This is a genomic window from Ulvibacter sp. 2210JD10-4, assembly GCF_058148525.1.
Map to the genome: position 1 here is coordinate 678,585 of NZ_JBYVJZ010000001.1, position 23,550 is coordinate 702,134.

General features: G+C 36.8%; 20 protein-coding genes. 12 read left to right on the forward strand and 8 right to left on the reverse strand.

Annotated features, from left to right (window positions below; translation table 11 throughout):
* Positions 1–66: 66 nt before the first annotated feature.
* The 4 genes from ACY2RT_RS03390 (at position 67) to ACY2RT_RS03405 (ending at position 7,549) form a co-directional block, all read left to right on the forward strand.
* On the forward strand, positions 67–2,586 hold the full coding sequence (locus ACY2RT_RS03390; protein ID WP_490154464.1) for a M14 family zinc carboxypeptidase: 2,520 nt from the start codon (positions 67–69) through the stop codon (positions 2,584–2,586).
* A 223-nt stretch (positions 2,587–2,809) separates the two neighbouring features.
* Positions 2,810–4,681, forward strand: a complete 1,872-nt coding sequence (locus ACY2RT_RS03395; protein ID WP_490154465.1) for a CBS domain-containing protein — start codon at positions 2,810–2,812, stop codon at positions 4,679–4,681.
* On the forward strand, positions 4,662–5,873 hold the full coding sequence (locus tag ACY2RT_RS03400) for a succinylglutamate desuccinylase/aspartoacylase family protein (protein ID WP_490154466.1): 1,212 nt from the start codon (positions 4,662–4,664) through the stop codon (positions 5,871–5,873). Before ACY2RT_RS03395 ends, ACY2RT_RS03400 begins: the two co-directional genes overlap by 20 nt.
* Positions 5,874–5,932: 59 nt before the next feature.
* Positions 5,933–7,549, forward strand: a complete 1,617-nt coding sequence (locus ACY2RT_RS03405) for a SulP family inorganic anion transporter (RefSeq protein ID WP_490154467.1) — start codon at positions 5,933–5,935, stop codon at positions 7,547–7,549.
* 1 nt (position 7,550) lies between these two features.
* Here ACY2RT_RS03405 and ACY2RT_RS03410 read toward each other — a convergent pair whose 3' ends face one another.
* Complete coding sequence (locus ACY2RT_RS03410) at positions 7,551–7,883, reverse strand: tRNA-binding protein (RefSeq protein WP_490154468.1); 333 nt, start codon at positions 7,881–7,883, stop codon at positions 7,551–7,553.
* An 82-nt stretch (positions 7,884–7,965) separates the two neighbouring features.
* On the opposite strand from ACY2RT_RS03410, the gene ACY2RT_RS03415 reads away from it, so the two are divergent.
* Positions 7,966–8,520, forward strand: a complete 555-nt coding sequence (locus tag ACY2RT_RS03415) for a thioredoxin family protein (protein ID WP_490154469.1) — start codon at positions 7,966–7,968, stop codon at positions 8,518–8,520.
* On the opposite strand, the gene ACY2RT_RS03420 is transcribed toward ACY2RT_RS03415, so the two are convergent.
* Complete coding sequence (locus tag ACY2RT_RS03420) at positions 8,521–9,051, reverse strand: YfiT family bacillithiol transferase (protein WP_490154470.1); 531 nt, start codon at positions 9,049–9,051, stop codon at positions 8,521–8,523.
* Positions 9,052–9,119: 68 nt separating this feature from the next.
* Positions 9,120–10,052, reverse strand: coding sequence for a peptidylprolyl isomerase (locus ACY2RT_RS03425; RefSeq protein WP_490154471.1), 933 nt, complete (start codon positions 10,050–10,052; stop codon positions 9,120–9,122).
* A 212-nt stretch (positions 10,053–10,264) separates the two neighbouring features.
* Between ACY2RT_RS03425 and ACY2RT_RS03430 the strand changes: the two genes are divergently transcribed.
* Positions 10,265–11,341, forward strand: a complete 1,077-nt coding sequence (locus ACY2RT_RS03430) for a serine hydrolase domain-containing protein (RefSeq protein WP_490154472.1) — start codon at positions 10,265–10,267, stop codon at positions 11,339–11,341.
* On the opposite strand, the gene ACY2RT_RS03435 is transcribed toward ACY2RT_RS03430, so the two are convergent.
* Positions 11,322–13,514: a RecQ family ATP-dependent DNA helicase gene (locus ACY2RT_RS03435; protein WP_490154473.1), complete on the reverse strand. Its 2,193-nt coding sequence runs from the start codon at positions 13,512–13,514 to the stop codon at positions 11,322–11,324. The genes ACY2RT_RS03430 and ACY2RT_RS03435 overlap by 20 nt on opposite strands.
* A 209-nt stretch (positions 13,515–13,723) precedes the next feature.
* Between ACY2RT_RS03435 and ACY2RT_RS03440 the strand changes: the two genes are divergently transcribed.
* The 4 genes from ACY2RT_RS03440 (at position 13,724) to lptB (ending at position 16,675) form a co-directional block, all read left to right on the forward strand.
* Positions 13,724–14,689 (forward strand): KpsF/GutQ family sugar-phosphate isomerase, encoded by a 966-nt coding sequence (locus ACY2RT_RS03440; protein ID WP_490154474.1) that lies wholly within the window; start codon positions 13,724–13,726, stop codon positions 14,687–14,689.
* A complete protein-coding gene (gene tatC, locus ACY2RT_RS03445; protein ID WP_490154475.1) occupies positions 14,689–15,531 on the forward strand; it encodes a twin-arginine translocase subunit TatC in 843 nt (280 codons plus the stop codon). Before ACY2RT_RS03440 ends, tatC begins: the two co-directional genes overlap by 1 nt.
* The gene (locus ACY2RT_RS03450) at positions 15,521–15,871 is read left to right on the forward strand and encodes a carboxymuconolactone decarboxylase family protein (protein ID WP_490154476.1); all 351 of its coding nucleotides are present in this window, start codon (positions 15,521–15,523) and stop codon (positions 15,869–15,871) included. Before tatC ends, ACY2RT_RS03450 begins: the two co-directional genes overlap by 11 nt.
* Before the next feature lie 63 nt (positions 15,872–15,934).
* Positions 15,935–16,675, forward strand: coding sequence for an LPS export ABC transporter ATP-binding protein (lptB, locus tag ACY2RT_RS03455; protein ID WP_490154477.1), 741 nt, complete (start codon positions 15,935–15,937; stop codon positions 16,673–16,675).
* On the opposite strand, the gene ACY2RT_RS03460 is transcribed toward lptB, so the two are convergent.
* On the reverse strand, positions 16,672–17,415 hold the full coding sequence (locus ACY2RT_RS03460) for a CDP-alcohol phosphatidyltransferase family protein (protein WP_490154478.1): 744 nt from the start codon (positions 17,413–17,415) through the stop codon (positions 16,672–16,674). The two genes, lptB and ACY2RT_RS03460, sit on opposite strands and share 4 nt — an antisense overlap.
* A 126-nt stretch (positions 17,416–17,541) precedes the next feature.
* Here ACY2RT_RS03460 and ACY2RT_RS03465 point away from each other — a divergent pair, with 126 nt between their 5' ends.
* Positions 17,542–18,609 carry a putative type IX sorting system protein PorV2 gene (locus ACY2RT_RS03465; protein ID WP_490154479.1) on the forward strand — a complete coding sequence of 356 codons (1,068 nt, stop codon included), beginning with the start codon at positions 17,542–17,544 and terminating at the stop codon, positions 18,607–18,609.
* A gap of 7 nt (positions 18,610–18,616) precedes the next feature.
* Positions 18,617–19,819 carry a DUF6427 family protein gene (locus tag ACY2RT_RS03470; RefSeq protein ID WP_490154480.1) on the forward strand — a complete coding sequence of 401 codons (1,203 nt, stop codon included), beginning with the start codon at positions 18,617–18,619 and terminating at the stop codon, positions 19,817–19,819.
* Here the strand turns inward: ACY2RT_RS03470 and ACY2RT_RS03475 are convergent.
* The 3 genes from ACY2RT_RS03475 to ACY2RT_RS03485 are packed head-to-tail and all read right to left on the reverse strand — an operon-like array spanning position 19,806 to position 23,537.
* Positions 19,806–21,191, reverse strand: a complete 1,386-nt coding sequence (locus ACY2RT_RS03475; protein ID WP_490154481.1) for a sugar transferase — start codon at positions 21,189–21,191, stop codon at positions 19,806–19,808. The two genes, ACY2RT_RS03470 and ACY2RT_RS03475, sit on opposite strands and share 14 nt — an antisense overlap.
* Positions 21,192–21,235: 44 nt before the next feature.
* Positions 21,236–22,255 carry a glycosyltransferase family 4 protein gene (locus ACY2RT_RS03480; RefSeq protein ID WP_490154482.1) on the reverse strand — a complete coding sequence of 340 codons (1,020 nt, stop codon included), beginning with the start codon at positions 22,253–22,255 and terminating at the stop codon, positions 21,236–21,238.
* Complete coding sequence (locus tag ACY2RT_RS03485) at positions 22,221–23,537, reverse strand: O-antigen ligase family protein (RefSeq protein ID WP_490154483.1); 1,317 nt, start codon at positions 23,535–23,537, stop codon at positions 22,221–22,223. The genes ACY2RT_RS03480 and ACY2RT_RS03485 overlap by 35 nt, the downstream gene beginning before the upstream one ends.
* Positions 23,538–23,550: the final 13 nt, after the last annotated feature.

The window sequence follows — 23,550 nt, forward strand, 5'->3', positions numbered from 1 at the left end:
TTATATAAGCCGCTTCGATATATCGAAGCGGTTTTTTTATCTTTAAACACTACTCAACCAAACCCTATGAAAAAACTGATATATCTCTCATTTCTATTATTTTCAATTTCTTCTATTGCACAAGACTATAATGTAGACCTAAGTTATTACCTTCCAAAAGATATCAAGTATGATCAAAACATTCCAACACCTAAAAGTATTATTGGGCATGAGGTTGGAGATTGGCATATAACACATGACAAATTAATACAATATTTGTATGCCTTGGCGGAAGCCAGTGATCGTATTACCGTCGAGAACCGCGGAACAACCTTTGAAGGTCGTCCCCTATTGCTTCTAACCATTACTTCTCTTGCCAATCATGCAAATATTGAAAGTATTAGAACAGATCATATAGCCTTAACTGAAGCCAATGCTGCAGCCTTAAATACAGCTTCCATGCCAATTGTAGTATATCAGGGCTATTCTATTCATGGAAATGAACCCAGTGGCTCAAATGCAGCACTTGCCATAGCCTACTATTTAGCAGCTGCCCAAGGCCCTAAAATTGATGAACTATTAAACAACACTGTCATTCTTTTTGATCCCGCCCTTAACCCGGACGGGTTACAGCGTTTTGCCTATTGGGCGAATATACATAAAGGAAAAAACATCAATCCGGACCCCTATGACCGTGAGTACAGCGAGATTTGGCCGGGAGGAAGAACAAACCATTATTGGTTTGATATGAATCGCGACTGGCTGCCTGCACAATTACCGGAAAGTCGTGCTCGTATTTCTACATTTCACCAATGGTATCCCAATATTTTGACAGATCACCACGAAATGGGTACCAATGCAAGCTTTTTCTTTCAACCCGGAATTCCTTCGAGGACGCATCCTTTAACACCAAAGAAAAATCAGGAATTAACCGGCGACATTGCAAAGTTTCATGCCAGAGCATTAGACAAAATAGGTAGTTTTTACTATTCCAAAGAAAGTTTCGATGATTTCTACTACGGAAAAGGTTCTACTTTCCCCGACATTAATGGCAGCATTGGAATTTTGTTCGAGCAGGCCTCTGCCCGTGGACATGCCCAGGAAAGCGATAATGGAATTTTAACCTTTCCCTTTGCTATACGCAATCAATTTACTGCTGCCTTTTCCACTTTAGAAGCTGCTGTAAAAATGCGTAAAGAAATTCTGGATTATCAACGTGAATTTTTTAGTAATGCCCGTAAGGAAGCATCAGGGAGTGGTGCTATTGTATTTGGCGACGAAAAAGATGCTTCAAAAGTGTATCATTTAGCTGAAATTTTAAAACGCCATAAAATTAAATTTCATGAAGTGAAAAGTGACTTTACCAGTAATGGGAAGCATTTCAAAAAAGGATACAGCTACGTTGTTCCGAAGAATCAAAAACAACACAGACTGATAAATGCAATGTTTGAAAAGCGTACAAAGTTTCAGGATAGTTTATTCTACGATGTCAGTGCGTGGACGTTTCCTCTGGCTTTTAATTTAGATTATATTGAAAATGGGGCCATGAGCAATGCGGGTGCCGAAGTAACAGATCTTCAAAAGAAAACCGTTCTTGCACCTGCAAATTCTAACTATGCTTATTTAATGGAATGGCATGACTACTATACCCCAAAAGCGCTTTATCTTATTCTGAAAAAAGGATTACGTGCCAAAGTAGGAATGAAACAATTTTCAATGGACGGAAAAAAGTATGATTATGGTACCATTTTAATTCCGGTGCAAAATCAAAAATTTTCTGCAACCGAACTTTCAGCATTTATAAAAGATGTTGCAGCAAAGGCAAATGTAGTTATCCAAAGTGTTAGTACCGGACTCACTGAAGGAATTGATCTGGGAAGTAACCAGTTTCGTGCTTTAGAGCTTCCAAAAGTAGCTATAATTGTAGGAAGTGGAGTTACTCCTTATGATGCTGGTGAGATCTGGCATTTATTAGACCAGCGATATGATATTCTGGTCACAAAAATTGACACCCGTAATTTTAGTCGTACCGACCTAAGTAGTTATACAGATATTATTTTAACCAATAGCTGGGGGAACAGGTTAGGTAAAAAGGATGCCGAAAAATTAAAAAACTGGGTACAAAACGGAGGTACTTTAATTGGCTATAAAAATGCAGGGAATTGGTTTAACAGTAATGAATTATTAAAAATGGAGTTTAAGACCAAAAAGGATACTGCTCAAAATATTAGTTTTGAACAAAGAAGAGATTACCGGGGAGCACAGGTAATTGGGGGTGCTATCTTTGAAACCAAATTAGACCGGTCACACCCCATAGCTTTTGGATATAAAAACAATACATTGCCAGTATTTAGAAATTCTACAATTTTCTTAAAGCCTGACCATAACAGTTATAACAATCCTATTCAATATACTTCAAACCCACTTTTAAGTGGTTATATTTCGGAACCCAATCTAAAGGAATTACAAAATACTTCAGCGTTTAAAAAAGGGAATCTGGGTAGTGGACAAGTTGTTTATTTTACAGACAACCATAATTTCAGAGCTTTTTGGTATGGCACCAATAAATTACTAATGAATGCTATTTTCTTTGGAGATGAAATGTAAAGATTTAATATTCAAATAATTAACGATTAAAAATATTCCAGAAGATAAAATCAATACTAAGGTTTCAGCAAATAAGTAAGACAATAAATTAAACGATTTATCTTTTATCAAAATATGTCATTTGTCATATTTTGAGATTTTTTTAACCCTTATCTTTCTTCAAATTTTAATGCATGATATATTTCCTTAAAGGAATCTGACATGTATTTTTTAAACATTGATAATGGGTGAACAAAAAGTAGATCGTAGTATCAATAAAGAGGATCGTGCCAAATTTATAGGTTATCTTCTTAAGGATATCAAAGCTCTCGAGGAAATGCTCGAAAAAGGGATTATTGAAGATGATATTGTTCGTATAGGTTCTGAACAGGAATTCTGTTTAGTAACAGAAAACTGGCGTCCTTCGGACAGGGCTGAGGAAATTTTAGCAGCCATCGATGACCCACATTTTACGACAGAATTGGCTCGCTTCAATCTTGAAATAAATCTGGATCCTATAGAATTAAAAGAAGATTGTTTTTCAAAAGTTGAGGAGCAATTAAATACGCTCCTTAAAAAAGGAAAAGAAGTTGCCGAAAAATACAATACTAAAATTGTTTTGACCGGCATCTTACCAACGATCAGTAAAAATGAATTGGAGTTTTATTATATGACACCGCAACCCAGATATTGGGCGTTAAATAGTATGATAAAAGAGTTAAGAGGTGGTGATTTTCAGCTTCATATCAAAGGAGTGGATGATCTGTCCATTAATCATGATTCTGTTATGTTTGAAGCCTGTAATACAAGCTTTCAAATGCATTTACAAATAGTTCCACAAGATTTTATTTCAAGCTATAACTGGGCGCAGGCAATTTCAGGCCCCGTTTTAGGTATTAGTGCCAATTCTCCTCTGCTTTTAGGGCGTGAGTTATGGAATGAGACCCGTATTGCATTGTTTCAACAAAGTATAGATACCCGGCATTCATCATACGCCCTAAAAGACCAACAAGCACGTGTTTCGTTTGGAACCCAATGGGAGTCTGGGTCTGTCGCCGAAATATTTAAAGATGACATTGCACAACACAAGGTTATTTTATCGAAAGAGATCGAAAAAGATTCTTTGGAAGAACTCAAAAATGGAAACATTCCAAAATTAACCGCACTCAACCTCCATAATGGTACTATTTACAAATGGAACCGTCCTTGTTATGGAGTTGGTGGTGGAAAACCTCACGTACGAATTGAAAATCGTTATATAGCCTCCGGCCCTACTACGTTAGATGAAATGGCAACGTTTGCCTTTTGGGTAGGGCTTATGGTAGGACGGCCTAAAAGATTTGATGATATGCCTTCGGTAATGGATTTTAGAGATGCCAAAGATAACTTCATCAAGGCAGCCAGGTCAGGAAAGTATTCAGTGCTAAATTGGATGGGGAAAAACTTTTCAGTAAAAGATCTGATCCTCAAAGAATTGTTACCTATGGCCCGCTCAGGACTTGAAAAAATGAATATTGACCCTATTGACATTGAAAAATATATGGGAATCATTGAAGAACGTGCTTTGGGTATTACCGGCTCACAATGGATGATTACCAATTACCGGAGCTTAAGAAAAACAATGAAAAAGGATGATGCTCTTAGGATTTTAACCAAAGCAATACATGAGAATCAACAAAATGGCAGTGTTTTAAATAATTGGCCAAATCTGAGCAAAGAAAAAGCTATTCTTTCTTCTGCACATTTAGTGGGACACATTATGTCCACTCAATTATTTACTGTTAATGAAAATGATTCGGCCAGTCTCGCCACATCTATAATGGACTGGAAAAATATTCATCATGTTCCGGTAGAGAACCAATCTAAAAAACTGTGCGGATTACTTACCTGGAGTCATATGAAAAAACATCAAAAAAGCGACAACGTCAAAAAAGTGTCAGATATTATGGTAAAAAGTGTTAGCACTGTGGCACCATCTACGTCTATTGATGAAGCAATTGCTATTATGAAAAAAAATGAATATGGGTGTCTTCCTGTTGTTAAAGAAACAGAATTGGTTGGCATTATAACTATTAAAGATGTAATTCCATTTGACAATGGTGAAACTTCAAAGTAAAGTATTAGAACAATCCGTAGAGGTACATAGAATAATTGGTCATATTAAGGGTAGGTCTTCCGGCCCGACTGTAATTTTTGTTGGTGGAATACATGGCAATGAACCTGCAGGTGTATTTGCACTTCATAAAGTTATCACACAACTTCGCGAAAGTAACACGCCTGTTACAGGAAATATCTATGCTATCGCCGGTAATTTAAAAGCCTTAAAAAGAGGAGAACGCTTTCAAAAAGAAGACCTGAACAGGCTTTGGTCCCTTAATGAAGTGAAAAAGTTACACAATGGAGCACTTCTTAATCCTAAGAACCAGGACCGGGAAGAACAGGTAGCCCTCTATAAAAGCTTTAAAGAAATTCTTGAAACAGAAACCGGCCCTTTTTACTTTTTCGACCTGCATACTACCTCCAGTGAAACTATTCCATTTATTACAGTAAACGATAATTTACTCAACAGAAAATTTACAAATCAATATCCTGTTCCTGTTGTTTTGGGTATTGAAGAATATCTTGAAGGTCCATTGCTTAGCTATGTAAATGAATTGGGGTATGTCGCTTTTGGTTTTGAAGGCGGCCAGCATGATGACCAGTCTTCTATTGACAATCATCTCGCTTTCATATATTTAAGCCTTGTTTTTACAGGCGCCATAAAAAAAGATGCTACTGACTTTAATTATCACATTAACACGCTTATTAGAAATAGTTTAGAGGTGCAAGGGTTCTATGAGATATTCAACCATTTTATGATAAGCCGTAAAGATGAATTTTTAATGAAACCGGGCTTCATTAATTTTCAGAAAATAAAAAAAGGGCAAGAGCTTGCGACATGTAATGGGGAAAAAATAATTGCTGTTAAAAACGGAAAAATATTTATGCCTCTGTATCAAGATCAGGGAAGTGATGGTTTTTTTATTATCAGGAGCATTCCAAAATTTTTTCTAAACCTCTCCGCAGTGCTTAGAAAAACACGTTTTGACCATATATTAGCTTTACTGCCGGGGGTGCGATGGAATACTACTAAAAAAGATTCACTCATTGTCAACCTTAAGTGGGCACGCTTTTTCCCGAAAGATTTCTTTCACCTTTTGGGATACAGAAGTAAAATAGTAGACAGAAATCATCTCATTTTCAAAAATCGCGAAGTTGCATCAAAAAGAGAAGATTATAAAGAAACCCACTGGTTTCAGAAAAATTAAAAGCATACGCAACGCTTAAATCTAAAAACCTATCTTTGCCGCTTTTTTAAGCGAAAAATATGTTGCAAAGAACCATTAAGAATTTTACGCAGAATCCTAAAAATGACATTTTATCCGGGCTTACCGTAGCGCTGGCTTTGGTGCCGGAAGCTGTAGCTTTTGCTTTTGTAGCGGGCATCGACCCTTTGGTAGGTTTATATGGTGCTTTTATGATGGGTATTGTTACCGCTCTGTTTGGAGGGCGACCGGGAATGATCTCAGGAGCTACCGGAGCAATGGCCGTTGTGATGGTGCATTTAATTCAAAAAGGAAATGAAGTAGGAAATGCATTAACTACCCCTATCGAAAATTTGGGGCTTCAATGGTTGTTCATTACTTTACTCTTTGTTGGTGGTATTCAAATTTTGGCTGGAGTTTTACGTCTAGGAAAATTTGTACGTTTGATACCACATCCTGTAATGATGGGGTTTGTAAACGGTTTGGCTATTGTTATTTTTCTTTCACAATTAGGCCTTTTTAAAGAAAATGTGGATGGAGTTCAACAGTATATGCAGGGAAGCAATTTGTGGGTCATGTTAGGTCTGGTAGGGCTTACTATGGCAATTATGTTTGGGCTTCCAAAACTTACCAAAAAAATACCGGCTGCATTAACTGCTATTATTGTTGTTGCCTGTATTACTATTTTTGGAGGTGTTGATGTAAGTACTGTTGGTTCTTTTATTAAAGACGGAGGTGGTGAAGGCTTACAAGGTGGATTACCTACTTTTCAAGATCAAATATTTGCATTATTATATACTTTGAAAGGCCATTGGGACCTTATTCTTACCACTGCACTTATATTGGCAGGAGTAGGTCTAATTGAGTCATTGATGACTCTTAACCTGATCGATGAAATGACAGAAACCCGAGGAAGTGGTAATCGTGAATGTGTAGCCCAAGGAGGAGCAAATATTCTTAATGGATTATTTGGAGGAATGGGTGGCTGTGCCATGATTGGGCAGTCCATTATCAATATTAATTCTGGCGGACGAGGTAGGCTCTCCGGGGCTGTAGCTGCAATTGCATTGCTTTGTTTCGTTTTGTTTGGCGCTCCTTTAATTGAACAAATCCCCATAGCAGCGTTAGTTGGTGTAATGTTCATGGTGGTAATAGGTACATTTGCATGGAGTAGTTTTAGGATATTGCATAAAATTCCTCTTTCCGACGCAATCGTTCTAATTGCCGTTTCTGCCATTACTGTATGGCAAGATCTGGCAATAGCTGTAATTTCCGGTGTTATTATGAGTGCATTGGTTTTCGCCTGGAAAAATGCTACGATGATCCGGGCACGAAAGCGAATTAAAGAAGACGGTACAAAAGTATATGAGATCTGGGGGCCTTTGTTCTTTGGGTCTGTGCAAAACTTCAATTCAAAATTTGATTTTAAAACCGATCCTGATACAATTGAAATAGATTTTATTGAATCTAAAGTAAGTGATCATTCCGGGGTTGAAGCACTTCGCAATATTGCCAATAAATATTTGGAGAGCGGGAAAAAAGTAAAACTAACGCATTTAAGCCCGGATTGTAAGACATTGCTGTTGAAATGGGATCCGGAATTTGAGTCGGTGATCGAAGAAGCTGTTGATGACCCCCGTTACTATGTTGTGACAGATATGATGGATAGTGAAGTGTAATTTAAGAAATTCGCAGCCCGTTTGGTGTAGGTTTATTAGGTTGTAATAAGGTGATATCTTTTCCTTGAACTGTACCCAATACGAGGCATTCACTCATAAAAGGGCCTATCTGTTTCTTTGGAAAGTTGATAACCGCTATTACCTGTTTCCCAAACAATTCTTCTTTAGTATATAGTGTTGTTACCTGTGCAGAAGATTTTTTAGTTCCTATTTCTTTTCCAAAGTCAATGAACAGTTGATACGAAGGATTACGTGCTTCGGGAAAATCTTTCACTTCAAGAATAGTTCCTACCCGCATATCTACTCTTTCAAAATCATTCCAAGAAATTTCCATAGAATCTGTGTTTAAGTGTAACCAAGATAGTAAATTTGCGACATATAAATTGCTCACTTACAACTGTAAAATATAAAGAATTATGGCACTAACTCCTTCAAACATGATTTCCTTAGGGACCAAAGCACCGGATTTTACCTTATTGGATACCATTACTTCAAAACCTGTTAGTTTACAGAATATTCGTGGCGAAAAAGGGACTGTAGTAATGTTCATTTGTAATCATTGCCCATTTGTAAAGCATGTGAACGAAGAAATTGTTCGTCTTGCAAATGATTATCGCGTAACGGGCTTTGGTTTTGTTGCCATTAGCAGTAATGATGTTGAAAACTACCCGGAAGACGGTCCTGATAAAATGTGGGAAATGGCCAGAAAACACAACTACAGTTTTCCATATTTATATGATGAAACGCAGGAAATAGCAAAAGCCTATGATGCTGCCTGCACCCCGGATTTTTATTTATTTGATGATGAATTGAAATTGGTTTATCGTGGGCAACTGGACAATTCCCGTCCCGGAAACGGTATTCCTGTAAATGGGAGGGATCTTAGGGAAGCCTTGGATAATATTCTTAATAATCATCCACAGCGAGAAGACCAAAAACCAAGTATTGGGTGTAATATCAAATGGAAATAATTATTTCCACCCTTCTTTAATCAATAAATTTTCAATGTGTGCATAGTGGTGATTACTATGCCATGCGTATATTCCTGTAGCTTCAGCTAAAGAAATATGTTTATTCCCGTCCGGATGAATAAATTCTTTCTGAAATTCTACATAGGTAAGCCCTTTCAGTAAAAAGACCAGTTTAGCGTGAAGTGTTTTTATTGAAACCAATGACATTTCTATAGGCACTGCCTTGTAATCATTTAGCTCTGCCCACTTTTTTTCATTGTACGCCTTGATAATTGGCGTATCTTCTGTCAATGTCCATTTAAAACGTGTATAACTGTTATGGTGGCTGTCATAGATGTGGTGTATCACCTGCTTTACGGTCCAACCGTCAGGACGATAGGGAGTGTTTAATTGTTCTTCGGAAAGAGATGTAACCAAATTGGAAAGCCTGTTTGGAAAATGCTCTAAAATAGAGATCCAGGCTTCTAAGATTTCGTGAGTAATGTTTGATGGGCAATCAAATTTGCCAATTGGGTATTTTAATTTTTCCATATCCATGACATAAAAATACGAAACGCCCCGATTCAACGAGGCGTTTTCAGTTAATATATTTATGGAAATTATTTTACGTCTATCAATTCAACATCAAAAACCAATGTTGCATTAGGAGGGATCACACCACCAGCACCTTGCGCCCCATAGGCCAAATGCGGAGGAATTACAAAACGCGCCTTATCTCCTACCTGCAAAAGTCCAATCCCTTCATCCCAACCTGCAATTACATTTCCCATTCCTAAAGGAAATTCAATGGGGTTGCCTCTTTTGTATGAGTTATCAAATTCACCTCCATCTGCAAACATCCCTTTGTAATGAACTCCTACGGTTTTTCCCTTTTCGGCTTTAGTGCCTTCTCCTTTTTGAATGATCTGATATCTCAAACCACTTTCGGTTGTTTCAAAACCTTCAGAAATTGAAGTCAATAATTCTTCCTGTGCCTTTTTAGCAGCTGCTTCACGTTCGGCTTTAGCTCCGTTAAATTGTCTGAAACTTTCCACAGCATTCCAGCTTTTTGCCACTTCTCCTTCACGAATGATCTCCACTTTTTGCATGGTATCTCCTTGTGCAATACTATCTACCACATCCTGTCCTTCCACAACATGTCCAAAAACAGTATGGTTGTTATCTAACCAGGGAGTTGGGACATGTGTAATAAAGAATTGACTTCCATTGGTTCCTTTTCCTGCATTAGCCATTGACAACACACCAGGCACATCGTGTTTTAGATCCGGATGAAATTCATCATCAAAATTGTAACCCGGGCCACCTGCCCCAGTTCCGTTGGGGTCTCCTCCTTGAATCATAAAATCCGGAATCACTCTGTGAAACGTTAACCCGTCATAATATGGAGTACCCTGAGGCTGTGCCGAATTTTCAAGATCTCCTTCTGCGAGGGCAACAAAGTTACCAACCGTTCCCGGAGTTTTATCATGGGTAAGTTTTATTAAAATTGCACCTTTTTCAGTAGAGAATTTTGCGTATATACCGTCTTGCATATTTCTTTTTTTAAAATGAAGCGCAAAGGTAAGAAAATTAGAATCAAAACTTTATAGTTATAACAAGTGAATATATAAAGTATATATTTGTTTTAGTATATTATATTATACATGATTTGCTAACTTCTTTTAGGTATAATTAAATTGGTAAACTATTAAATATCATGAAACTAAAATCATTGAAAATCAGTTGTTTTTCCTTATTCCTAATCATGTTATTGATTCTCTTCATAAGTTGTAAACATGATAAAGATAAGAGTACTGAAGCTTTAGGATTTGAAAATCCAATTGTAAAAAATGAACTTGGAAATAGAATAGATTCTTTACTAAAAAAAGAGGTTATCAGAGGATTTTCGGGTGCTGTTTTAGTAGCGGTCAAAGAGGATGTAATTTTAAAAAAAGGATATGGATTTACAGATTCTACAAAATCAGTTCCTGTTAAACACAACACAAAATTCTATATCGCTTCTACCACAAAAGGAATTACCGGTGTGGCTGCTATTTTAGCTGAAGAAAATAATATAGTCTCTCTGGATAGTCCTCTAGAAGACTTTTTACAAGATGTAAATCCTCCTTTCTCCAAAATGACTTTGCATAGTATGTTAACTCATACTTCTGGTCTTCGAGCCAATTACAAATCCTTTGGGTCTCTTACTGCTGAAGAAAATATTGCATTGGTCTATGATAATGATGTTTTAGATAATGAGTTCAATTATACAAGTGCCGGCTATTGGTTTACGGGAGCTATAATTGAAAAATTATCCGGGAACACTTATGAAAGTTTTGTAAGAGAAAAACTATTTGACAAACTACAAATGCGAGAAACAAATTTCTGGTTTGAGGTAAATGAAAATGACAATACTGAATTTGCTCAAAAACTTGAAAAATTTCCTCCGGAAGGCAAATCCGCTCCAAACTGGGGATATATTGCAGCTGGTGGAATTATAAGCAACGTAGATGATCTGTATAAATATCAGAACTATGTTTTTAGTGATGATTTTGGCCAGGAAAAAAGAGCAAAACTGTTTGGGCCGCATATAACACTTAACAGCGGGATTGAAATAGGTTATGGTTGGTATAAAACTAAAACAGATAGAGGTACCAGTGAGTATTGGTCCAGAGGTGGAGAATCATTTGGACATAATTCTGCAATACGACATTTCGTTGATGAGGATATTGTTATTATAATAGTAACGAGTTGTGGTGAGCTGGAAGGAGATGAAGTTGAGGCAAATCGTTCCGTAAGCAATAAAATTGAGGAGTTAGTATTTAATTCGCCACCTCACTAATAAATTTGATACGGTACAGTCGAAGCTCTTCCAGATCGTAATCGCCGTCAAACTCATCCATGGCATCTTCAATCTTATCGGTTTCAGCCTCTAAGAAATATTCATGGATCTCTTCTTGTTGGTCTTCATCAAGAATATCATCGATCCAATAGTTGATATTAAGTTTCGTTCCACTATAGACAATAGCCTCCATTTCTTTGATAAAATCCTGCATATCCAAGCCTTTTGCAGAGGCAATATCATCCAAAGGTAATTTTCTATCTACGTTCTGTATGATATATAGTTTAAGGGCACTATTGGTTCCTGTGGATTTTACCACAAAATCATCCGGCCGCATAATATCATTTTCTTCTACGTAATTACTAATAAGTGTTACAAATGATTCCCCATACTTTTTCGCCTTCCCTTCTCCTACTCCATGTACATTGGAAAGTTCTTCTAAAGTTATAGGGTATTTAAGCGCCATATCCTCCAGAGACGGGTCCTGAAAGATTACAAATGGAGGAAGGTCCAGTTTATCTGCAACCTTTTTACGTTCTGTCTTTAACAGCTTAAACAGATTTTCATCTGTTGCACCTCCACCCTTTTGAGCTACAACAATAGTATCATCATTGGCTTCTGTATAGGAATGGTCTTCCGTCATTAAAAATGATGTAGGTGATTTTATAAATTCCCTGCCTCGTTTCGTGAGTTTGATAATTCCGTAAGTCTCAATGTCTTTTTTAAGATATCCCGCTACCAGTAATTGTCGCAACAAGGCCATCCAGAAAGAAGGTTCATTATCCACTCCTACGCCAAAGAAGTCTTGCGTATCAGTACGGTGAGATTTTATTAGGGCATTTACTTTACCCACCAAAACATTCACGACTTCTTTTCCTTTGTACTGTTCATTGGTCTTGTCAACAACATTTAATAAAGTTTCTGCTGCCGCTTTAGCTTCTTTTTTCTTTTTGGGATACCGCATATTATCGTCCATATCACCACCATCACCAGTTTCGTTGTCAAACTCTTCTCCAAAATAATGAAGAATAAATTTTCTTCTGGAGATGGAAGTTTCCGCAAAAGCGACTACCTCCTGAAGTAGTGCGTGCCCTATTTCCTGTTCGGCAACAGGTTTTCCGCTCATAAATTTCTCAAGCTTTTCAATATCCTTATATCCATAAAATGCCAAACAATGCCCTTCTCCCCCATCACGTCCGGCACGTCCGGTTTCCTGATAATAACTTTCTATACTTTTAGGTATGTCATTGTGGATCACAAAGCGAACATCCGGTTTATCAATACCCATCCCAAATGCAATCGTCGCCACAACGACATCTGCATCTTCCATTAAGAACATATCTTGGTGTTTTACCCGTGTCTTAGCATCTAAACCTGCATGATAGGGAACTGCTTTTATTCCATTTACCTGAAGAGTTTGCGCCAATTCTTCTACTCTTTTACGACTTAAACAATAAATAATACCACTTTTGCCTTCATTTTGTTTTACAAAACGAGTAATGTCTGAATCAACATTCTTTGTTTTTGGGCGAATCTCATAATATAAATTAGGACGGTTAAATGATGCTTTAAACGTATTTGCATCCTGAATTCCGAGATTCTTCAAAATATCTTCCTGAACTTTAGGAGTAGCAGTAGCTGTTAGACCAATAATGGGAATATCATCACCAATACGTTTAATAATACTTCGAAGGTTACGGTATTCTGGCCTGAAATCGTGTCCCCATTCACTAATACAGTGCGCTTCATCTATAGCTACAAAAGATATTTTTACTGAATTCAAAAACGTTACGTTCTCTTCCTTTGTGAGTGATTCCGGAGCAACATATAACAATTTTGTGACCCCGTTGGTTATATCACTTTTCACTTTTTTGATTTCAGTTTTATTGAGGGAAGAATTAAGAACGTGGGCAATACCTTCTTCTGAAGAAAGTGCGCGTAAAGCATCTACCTGATTTTTCATCAAAGCAATTAGAGGAGAAACCACAATAGCCGTACCTCCTTTTATTAATGCCGGAAGTTGATAGCAAAGGGATTTACCTCCTCCCGTTGGCATAATTACAAAAGTATTGTTATTATTAAGAACACTTTTAATAACATCTTCCTGAAGCCCCTTAAACCGGGTAAATCCAAAAAATTTCTTGAGTGCTGCGTAAATATCTATTTCAGCCACGCTGCTTATATACTTTTAAATTTATTACAATGCATAAGGTTTTGCTATTATAATTGCGTATACAGGGGAACAATTGTAATTTTGCAACCAATATGGTAAAACTGTATCTATAAAATGTAATGCGAACACTATAAATTTTAATATTTTCTGTTCGCATTCTAAATATACTAATTTCTGAAACAGTTACAAACTATTAAAAGTGTAAAATTTTGAACGAACAAAAGCGTATTATATCGGTAGCAAAAAAAACCATCGAAACAGAAAGTAAAGCTATAATGCACCTTTCTGAATTAGTTAACAATGAGTTTGCCGATGCTGTAAGTTATATATTTCAATCCAAAGGCCGTGTAATAGTTACCGGAATTGGTAAAAGTGCAAACATCGCTACAAAAATAGTGGCCACTTTAAACTCAACAGGAACTCCTTCTATTTTTATGCATGCTGCAGATGCTATTCATGGTGACCTGGGTACTATCCAGGAAAATGATACGGTGATTTGTATATCAAAAAGCGGAAACACTGCCGAAATAAAAGTATTGGTTCCTCTTATTAAAGCCATTGGCAATAAACTAATTGGAATTACTTCAAACAAAGACTCCTTTTTAGGACAACAAGCTGATTATATTCTGAATGCTTATGTTGAAAAAGAAGCCTGTCCCAATAACCTTGCTCCTACCACCAGTACAACTGCACAATTGGTAATTGGTGATGCTTTGGCAATGTGCCTGTTGGAATTACGTGGGTTTTCAAGTAAGGATTTTGCTAAATTTCATCCTGGAGGTTCACTCGGTAAAAAACTATATTTACGGGTAAGTGACCTTACTTCTCTGAATGAAAAACCACAGGTACATCCTAACACCGATGTAAAAAATGTAATCGTTGAGATCTCTGAAAAAATGCTTGGTGTGACTGCTGTAGTCGAAAACAATAAGATTTTAGGTATCATTACCGATGGAGACCTGCGTAGAATGCTTACTCGTGTGGATTCCTTTACCGGACTTACAGCAAAAGATATTATGACGCAAGACCCAAAAATTATTGCTAATGATGCTATGGCAGTTGAGGCAATGGAGTTAATGGATACAAATGGCATTACACAGTTGTTGGCCGAAAATAAAGGAAACTATAGTGGTGTAGTACATATTCATAATCTAACCAAAGAAGGTATTATTTAATGGCAGCAAAAAAAAGGATTTCGGCCGTTGGCAAAGAGATGTCTTTTCTCGACCATCTGGAGGAATTGCGTTGGCACCTCATTCGTTCTACGATCGCAATCGTAATCTTTGGAGGGGTAGCCTTTATTGCCAAGGATTTTATATTTGACGTATTATTATTTGGTCCTAAAAAAGCTGATTTCCCTACTTATAAACTTCTTTGTGCTGCAGCGCGTTTTCTAGGATTTGAAGATAGTTTTTGCTTTACGGAGCTTCCTTTCAGAATACAAAGTAGAACTATGGCCGGACAGTTTTCGGCACATATTTGGACCTCTATTACAGCAGGTTTCATTATAGCATTCCCATATGTCTTATGGGAGTTCTGGCGATTTATAAGCCCGGGTTTACACGACAACGAACGTAAAACCAGCCGTGGTTTTATTATTATAGCTTCGCTATTGTTCTTTATTGGTGTTTTATTTGGTTATTATGTAGTGACCCCTTTATCTATTAACTTTTTGGGAAGTTATCAGGTGAGTGAACAAGTCTTCAATGACTTCGACCTAAGTAGCTATATTTCCTTAGTAAGAGCTTCGGTTATTGCAAGTGGGCTTATTTTTGAGCTACCCATCATCATTTACTTTTTAGCCAAAGTTGGTATTGTTACTCCGGAAATATTAAGAAAGTACCGCAAATTTGCATTGGTTATCGTTTTAATTATTTCAGCAATTATCACTCCACCGGATATTGCAAGCCAGATCATTGTTGCTGTACCTGTGGTCGTTCTATACGAGATAAGTATTTTTATCGCCAAAGGAGTTATTAAAAGACAAAACAAAAAAGCAAAAGCCAATGTCAGATAATATTGTAGAAGGGTTCAATGCCTATCGTTCCAAAATGAATGAAAAGTTATTGGAGGATAATAATAAGATCATCAAACGAATTTTCAATCTGGACACCAATGCTTTTACCGAAGGTGCTTTACCCAAGAAAACAAAAGAGTTATTAGGCTTGGGCAATTCAATGGTATTACGCTGTGATGATTGTGTTCGGTATCATTTAGAAGAATGTCATACACTTGGAGCTTCAAAAGAAGAAGTAATGGAAGCTTTGAGTATTTCACTTTTAATTGGGGGTACAATCGTCATACCCCATTTGCGAAGAGCTTTTGAATATTGGGAAGCATTAGAGAATCAAAAATAATTGTTTTTTCTTCGTGAAATTATATAGTACTTTTAACGTTTACGCTACTGAAACAATCCATTAATGAAACTAAAAGCCGAAAATCTTATAAAATCCTATAAAGGCCGGAAGGTGGTGAAAGGAATTACCGTAGAAGTGAATCAAGGTGAAATTGTTGGACTTTTGGGCCCCAATGGCGCCGGTAAAACTACTTCTTTTTACATGATCGTGGGATTGATAAAACCAAACGGCGGAAGAATTTTTCTGGAAGGTAAAGAGATCACCAATTACCCAATGTACAAACGTGCCCAAAACGGGATTGGATACCTTGCACAGGAAGCTTCGGTATTTAGGAAGTTAAGTGTTGAAGATAATATTCTAAGTGTATTACAATTGACCAAACTTTCCAAAAAAGAGCAGGAAATGAAGATGGAGACCCTTATAGAAGAATTTGGATTAGGGCATATTCGCAAAAACCGAGGTGATCTGTTAAGTGGTGGAGAGCGGCGACGTACGGAAATTGCCCGTGCCCTGGCTACAGATCCTCATTTTATACTTCTTGACGAACCTTTTGCAGGAGTAGATCCAGTGGCTGTTGAAGACATCCAGCGCATTGTAGCTCAATTAAAAAACAAGAACATTGGCATTCTTATTACCGACCACAACGTACAGGAAACCCTTGCCATTACAGACAGAACCTATCTGATGTTTGAAGGCAGTATTTTAAAACACGGTATCCCCGAAGAATTGGCAGCAGACGAGATGGTACGTAAAGTGTATTTGGGACGAAATTTTGAGCTTCGGAAAAAGAAACTGGAATTCTAACCCTCTTTCCCGAAAATTGACAGCAAAATATAGATTAAAATAATAGCAGGTATTGCTATAAATTTCAGTAATACTATGGCAATTAAGCTAAGTATCAAAAATACATAGCGTACCGAGTTGCTCTTAAAATCCCAGGTCTTGAATTTTAAAGCAAAGAGTTTTATTTCGGCATTTAGCAAAATACAACTTACTACAATTACTCCTATCAATATCCATTTGTTAAGAATAATACTTTCTGCCACTTCGGAATACTGAAAATGTAAGATCAATGGTAAACTTAAAATCAGTAAGGCATTTGCCGGAGTAGGCAACCCGATAAAACTATTGGTTTGTCTGGTATCTACATTGAATTTTGCTAATCTATAAGCAGAAGCAACTGCTATAAGTAAACCTATGAATGGAAGAAAACTAAATTTTGCTGCGATCCATTCCATAGATTCGGTATTTTCCGAGAACAATTGAAGGTTTGTTCCTTGAGTAGACAAATTTAACATTTGCACCATTACAATCGCAGGGGCTACTCCACTGGTAATAACATCAGCTAAAGAATCAAATTCCAGTCCCACGTCACTTTGTGCTTTCAGCAATCTAGCAGCAAGGCCGTCAAAAAAATCGAAGAAAATTCCGAAGAAAACAAAAAAAGAAGCTGTAATTAAGTCACCGGAAACAGCAAAAAGAACAGCTACACAGCCGCACAATAAATTGAGGGAAGTAATAATGTTAGGTATTTGTTTTATCATATTATTTGGTCAATACTGTAAAAATAGCAAAGTATTTGCGTCTATAATAGTGAAAACACAATATGTGTATAAAATTATAGTTTAGTATTCAGTAAAATAGTGAGATATTTGTTCAAAATTCGAAGCTTGAAAAAGAAAATATTTTTTGCGTTAACAGTACTGTCCATTACTGCTTCCGCCCAGACCGTTAGAAAGTATTCTAATGAGTTTATGAATATTGGGGTGGATGCTGCTGCTTTTGGAATGGCAAATGCTGTTGTGGCATCTACCAGCGATGTAAATTCGGTCTATTGGAATCCCGCAGGATTGGTACATCTTGAAGAAAAAGAGCTCTCTTTAATGCACGCATCCTATTTTGCAAATATTGCCAATTACGACTATGCCGGTTTTGCAATGCCTCTGGATAGTGAAAGCGCCGTTGGCTTTTCAATTATTCGGTTTGGAGTGGATGATATTCTAAATACTACACAGCTAATTGATGACCAAGGAAACATAGATTACAATCGTATTAGCCTTTTCTCTACTGCCGATTATGGTGTTACATTTTCATATGCGCGTCGTTTGCCTTTGGATGGTTTAAATTTCGGTGTGAATGCGAAAGTAATTAGGCGTGTGATTGGTGATTTTGCTTCTTCCTGGGGTTTTGGATTGGACGCAGCCATTCAATTTGAAAAAGGGGATTGGAAATTTGGCCTGATGGCCCGGGATATTACTACAACTTTCAATGCATGGTCCATTGATGAAGAAAAGTTTGCTGAAATACAAGGTGCTGTAGAAGGTCAAAATCAGGAACTGCCTGAAACTACCGAGATCACTATCCCGAAATTACAAATGGGAGCTTCACGAAAGTTTTTGTTCCATCATGACTTTTCATTGGTGACAGAAGTAGATTTAAACTTCCGTTTTGCCGAAACCAACGATATCATTTCTACTTCTTTTACAAGTATCGACCCTGCTTTAGGTTTTGAATTTGGATATATTGATATGGTCTTTGTTCGGGGTGGGTTGGGTAATTTTCAAAACATTACGCAACTGGATGGTAGTGAATCCGTTGGATTTCAACCTAACATAGGTGTGGGCTTTAAATACAAAGGCATACAAGTGGATTATGCCTTAACAGATATTGGTGATCAAAGTGCTGCTTTGTACAGCAATGTTTTTTCAGTTAAATTAGACTGGAGTATTTTTAGATAATCCATCTATGAGTAAAAACTACATTTTCCTGTTTGTTTTTTTATGTTTTGCTTCCTATTCGGTAAGGGCACAATACTTTTCTCTTTCTGAAGATGCCGAAGTAAGCATCCTCACTATAGGCCCTGGAGCACAGTTATATGACAAATTTGGACACAGTGCTTTCCGAATAAAGGATGACAGCAATGATCTGGATTTAGTTTACAATTATGGAGTATATGACTTCGATACACCTAACTTTTACACCAAATTTGCACGTGGAAAACTATTATACAAATTAGGGGTTAGCTATTACGAACCTTTTTTTGAAAGTTATGTAGCTCAGGATCGTTGGGTTAAAGAGCAGCTGTTAAATCTTACCTATACAGAAAAACTGGATCTTTTTAATTTTTTGGAAAATAATGCCCAACCCGAAAACCAGTATTATACATATGATTTTTTTTATGATAATTGTGCAACAAAAATACGGGATGTTCTCGTTGCAGTTTTGGGTGAAAAGCTAACTTACAAAGATGAGTATATCACTGATGCATATACATTCAGGGAATTAATACAGAAAAATGTATATTGGAATTCCTGGGGAAGTTTAGGAATGGATGTGGCAATAGGTGCTGTTGTAGATAAAAGAGCAACACCATGGGAATACCAGTTTTTACCAGACTATATATTTGAAGCTGCTGCGAATGCTACCATAGAAAAACCAGATGGTGAACAACAAGCTTTGATAAAAGAAACAAAAAACCTTTTTGAAAATACCAAAACCAAAGAAGAACGGAATTTCTTTTTGAGTCCGCTTTTCTTTTTTGGGGTTCTTGGACTTTTAATTCTATTTGTAACGTATAAAGACCACAAAAAGAGCTCCCGGAGTCGCTATTTAGATGCCATCATCTTTTTTGTAACCGGCTTAATTGGTATTTTCCTGTTACTGCTCTGGGTAGCCACAGACCATACCGCAACGGCTAATAATTATAACTTGCTTTGGGTATTCCCTCTCAATATTTTATTTCTGAGTGTTATTGGTAAGAGACATCCTAAGACTTGGATACGCCGATACATTGTTTTTCTTATTTTACTTCTATCGTTGATAGTTATACATTGGTTTACCGGCGTGCAGGTTTTTGCCATAGGTTTTATTCCACTATTGACAGCATTGTTAATTAGATATGTATATGTAATCTATTATTTGAAAAAAGAAGCCTCTACTGCCCCCTAAAAAAGATAATTGTACTTAGTGTTTTTATTACTATACTAATGTCCAGAAACAAACTACGCCGCTTGATGTAATATAGGTCGTATTGCAATTTTTCCAAAGCGTCTTCCTGAGTGCTTCCGTATTTTGCATTTACCTGTGCCCAACCTGTTACTCCGGGTTTTATAAGATGCCGCACTTCATAAAAGGGTATCTTTTCTGAAAGTTGTTTTACAAAAACAGGACGTTCCGGCCTTGGGCCTATTACACTCATATCTCCTTTGATCACATTAATGAACTGGGGAATCTCATCAAATCGTGACCTTCGTAAAAAACGTCCAAATTTGGTTACCCGCATATCTTTTTTATCGGCAAATTGGGCTCCGTATTTTTCAGCATCGGTAACCATGCTTCTAAGCTTATATATCCTGAAATGTTTTCCATTTCTACCTACCCTTACCTGAGTATAGAATAACGGCCCACGGTTTGCAAATAAGTTTCCGACGAGAATAACGGGAAAGATTATTAGTCCAAAAATCAAACCTATCAAAGAAAAGAGAAGATCTAAAATTCTATGAAAAAAAAGGTACAATTTATTCTGGTTACTTCTGCTAAAAGGAAAGTATCTGTAAAAATCTTTATCTACATGCTGTACGGGAACACGCCTCGTTATCTCCTCATACACCTGCCTGTACTCACGTATCACAACTCCATTCTCTAAAAGCATAATCAATTGGTTGTAAAGTGAAATGGTCATTCCGGAAGAATCCGGTGTTGCAACCACAATTTCAGAAATTGAATGTTCCTTTACTGTTTCCGAAACATTTTGTAGCCCGAATTCTAATAATTCTTCATATTGTAATGATGTATAAGCAATTGAATCTGTATTGATAAAACCTATCACTCTATAGTTGGGGTCTGATTTTTGAAGTGATTCAATAATGTTGTCAATATCCCGGGCATTACCAACAAGCAATACTTTTTTAAAAAACCGTGGCGCGGAAATGAGTACGATATATGCATAACGCCAAACAAAAAGTGCAAGATTCACTGAAATATAAAAATAGATGATCTGCAAACGGTTTTCGGGCAACTCCGGAGTAAAGAATGGGGTTAACAGATAAAATAAAACTGTTACCGAAGAAGTAAGAATGATGTTCTGTACCACAATCTCAAACTTACTGGCCTTGTGGAGGTTGTATAATTCGAAAATTGTAGCAAAAATAGTGAGGTATAAGCCTAATACGATGGACCAGACCCAGTGATCTGCATTGATCTTAAAATAATCAAAGTCAAATACTAATCCTACCAAATATAGTAAAGCGAGAACACTTGCGATGTCAAAAAGGCGAAGTAATATTTTACGTTCTGAAATATCAAAATGAATACCTGACATTTATGACTTTGGTTTGTTAAGGATGGTTAAAAATAGGTATTTATTTAGTGGTTTAAAAGTGTATCCCAACTATGTTTCACTTTCTGCCAGTCAAGTTCTTCAGCTTTTTTACGTGCATTTTGAGATAACATAGCTGCCAGATCACCATCAGAGAGTAACATCATAATCTTTTCGGCAAATAATTGTGGGTTATTGGGAGGAACTAATAGCCCGGTTATCTCATCATCGATCAGGTAAGGAACTCCTCCAACATTTGTAGATACCACAGGCAAGCCCAAAGCCATTGCTTCAATAACACTTACGGGGGTATTATCAAAATTTGTGGTATTTATAAAGATATCAAATTCCATAGATAGTTGTATCCATTCTTTTTTATCCAACATTCCGGTAAAGGTTACATCCAGATTTTTTTCTCCGGCAAATTTTCTGCAGGTATTTTGTGTGCCGTCTTTTTCGGGGCCCACCATACACAAACTGATATTGTAGCCCTGTTTGTCCAGAATTTCTAAAGTTTGAAGTGCCAGAAGCGGATTATAAATTTCAGCAAAAGAACGTACCCAGAGTACTTTGGGCCGTATTTCCTTCCGAAGTGAGTAAGAGTAATTACTTATTTCAACAGTATTGGGAATATAGGTAAGATTAGTATATCCCTCTGCTATAAATGCTTCGTACAAATACATTGAAGGAGCAATATTAGTCTTTGCCCCTTTAAAAAGCTTGTTAGACAAATTTTTACTCTTTCTAATACGTTCAGGAAGGTTTCCTCCCCGTAAAATAGGTATGTATTCGATTCGTAATAACCTACATACGTTGGCAACCGCTACAGCATAGAAGAAATTCTGAGTACTATATGTATCTATTAATACTATAGAGACCTTTCGATGATAATTAAAGGTGGTAAATAGCATGTCGAACAACCGTAAAAGTTTATTTTTAACAGACGAAGCCATATAAACCTCATATCCCTCTTGCTTCAAAAAACTTCCAAGAGTTTCTATTGAAGTAACTGTACTACCTTTTTTTGATAGTTTATTTCCTATGTAAAGCAGGCTTTTTTTTCGCATTAAGAATAGAAATTAAACAAAGTCCATAAATAAATGCCGGTGCGGCAATACGCATGGAAGAGTGACTTATTGTAAACAACCAAAACAAGAAAAATGAAAAAAGATATACATTGGACTTATTTTTCATTCTAAATACCAAAGGAGTAAGGACAAGTACAATAATTGCAAAAAAACCAAAAATACCGTGTTCGGACAAAATGCGGCTCACTTCATTATGACTGGCAGCCAGTGTTCCGGTTTGTTCGTAACGATACTCCCGAATTTTACCTACGCCTATTCCGGTAAAAGGACTATTGATAAAAGCATTTAATTCGGTTTCGATCAACTCTGTCCGCCCGGTAGAGATATCTTCCTTTATTCTTCCGGCAGCATCTTGATTAGAGTAGCGTTTGTCTATTAGCCCCAATGTAAAAACAGAAGTGATAAACCAAGTTACAGTAATTACAGCTACAACAAGTGCAATTTTAGGAACCAATATGGTTCTTTCCCTTCTTTCAGATCTTAAAAAATAAACAATGAAAAAAACAAGAGCACATATAGCTGCAGTTAAAACTCCGCCTCTTGAAAAAGTAACAATGGCCCGATAGCTTAATAAGCCTAATAGCCCCAGGTCTATTAAATTAATAAACCTGCTCTTTATCATGAACAATCGAGAGAATAGAATGAACATTCCCAGTCCCAGTACAGTTGCAACCTGATTGGGCCCAAAACCTCCGGAAGCTTCATAATTGGATTGTGTTCCCGTAAGTACATCCCTGATATTTGGAGTATATACATATAAATAGCAGGTCATTGCAATAATGGGGAGTAACACTGCCAGTAATATTCCCTGGAGTCTCTCCGGTGGCATCTTTTTATTATAACAATACAAGGCTGAAATGGCCAAACAAATAGGGCCACTTAAATTGAAACTGACAGCATTTAAAAAATTTGTGTTGTAATTGAGGTTAATAGCCGAAAAAAAAACACCCGGAAGTAAAAAAATTATATAAAAAAAGTAAGGCCAGGATTTACGGGTAAAACCTTTAAAGAACATCCCTAAGAATAAAAATCCTATCACAGCAAATTTTGCAAATTCATAAGAAATCCCGGATCCACCTGTCATCCTGGAAAATACCTCAAAACCTGTTATGTAACCTGCAGCAAGTAATACTTCGTCTTTTTTATTTCCATTTGAAAAAATACGGAATAAAAAATATGCTATAATCCCAAACAGAAATAGTCTAGAAGTAAATTCTGCCAAATAGATCACCATTGCCATAAATACATGGGCAATAATCAATTGAAAATATGTT

Excerpts from the sequence above, each read along its gene's own strand:
- ACY2RT_RS03405 (WP_490154467.1), top strand. The coding sequence starts at position 5,933 with ATGTTGCAAAGAACCATTAAGAATTTTACGCAGAATCCTAAAAATGAC.
- ACY2RT_RS03470 (WP_490154480.1), top strand. The coding sequence starts at position 18,617 with ATGAGTAAAAACTACATTTTCCTGTTTGTTTTTTTATGTTTTGCTTCC.
- ACY2RT_RS03450 (WP_490154476.1), top strand. The coding sequence starts at position 15,521 with ATGTCAGATAATATTGTAGAAGGGTTCAATGCCTATCGTTCCAAAATG.
- lptB (WP_490154477.1), top strand. The coding sequence starts at position 15,935 with ATGAAACTAAAAGCCGAAAATCTTATAAAATCCTATAAAGGCCGGAAG.
- ACY2RT_RS03415 (WP_490154469.1), top strand. The coding sequence starts at position 7,966 with ATGGCACTAACTCCTTCAAACATGATTTCCTTAGGGACCAAAGCACCG.
- ACY2RT_RS03475 (WP_490154481.1), bottom strand. The coding sequence starts at position 21,191 with ATGTCAGGTATTCATTTTGATATTTCAGAACGTAAAATATTACTTCGC.
- ACY2RT_RS03395 (WP_490154465.1), top strand. The coding sequence starts at position 2,810 with ATGGGTGAACAAAAAGTAGATCGTAGTATCAATAAAGAGGATCGTGCC.
- ACY2RT_RS03430 (WP_490154472.1), top strand. The coding sequence starts at position 10,265 with ATGTTATTGATTCTCTTCATAAGTTGTAAACATGATAAAGATAAGAGT.
- ACY2RT_RS03400 (WP_490154466.1), top strand. The coding sequence starts at position 4,662 with ATGGTGAAACTTCAAAGTAAAGTATTAGAACAATCCGTAGAGGTACAT.
- ACY2RT_RS03420 (WP_490154470.1), bottom strand. The coding sequence starts at position 9,051 with ATGGAAAAATTAAAATACCCAATTGGCAAATTTGATTGCCCATCAAAC.
- ACY2RT_RS03425 (WP_490154471.1), bottom strand. The coding sequence starts at position 10,052 with ATGCAAGACGGTATATACGCAAAATTCTCTACTGAAAAAGGTGCAATT.
- ACY2RT_RS03390 (WP_490154464.1), top strand. The coding sequence starts at position 67 with ATGAAAAAACTGATATATCTCTCATTTCTATTATTTTCAATTTCTTCT.
- ACY2RT_RS03480 (WP_490154482.1), bottom strand. The coding sequence starts at position 22,255 with ATGCGAAAAAAAAGCCTGCTTTACATAGGAAATAAACTATCAAAAAAA.
- tatC (WP_490154475.1), top strand. The coding sequence starts at position 14,689 with ATGGCAGCAAAAAAAAGGATTTCGGCCGTTGGCAAAGAGATGTCTTTT.
- ACY2RT_RS03410 (WP_490154468.1), bottom strand. The coding sequence starts at position 7,883 with ATGGAAATTTCTTGGAATGATTTTGAAAGAGTAGATATGCGGGTAGGA.
- ACY2RT_RS03460 (WP_490154478.1), bottom strand. The coding sequence starts at position 17,415 with ATGATAAAACAAATACCTAACATTATTACTTCCCTCAATTTATTGTGC.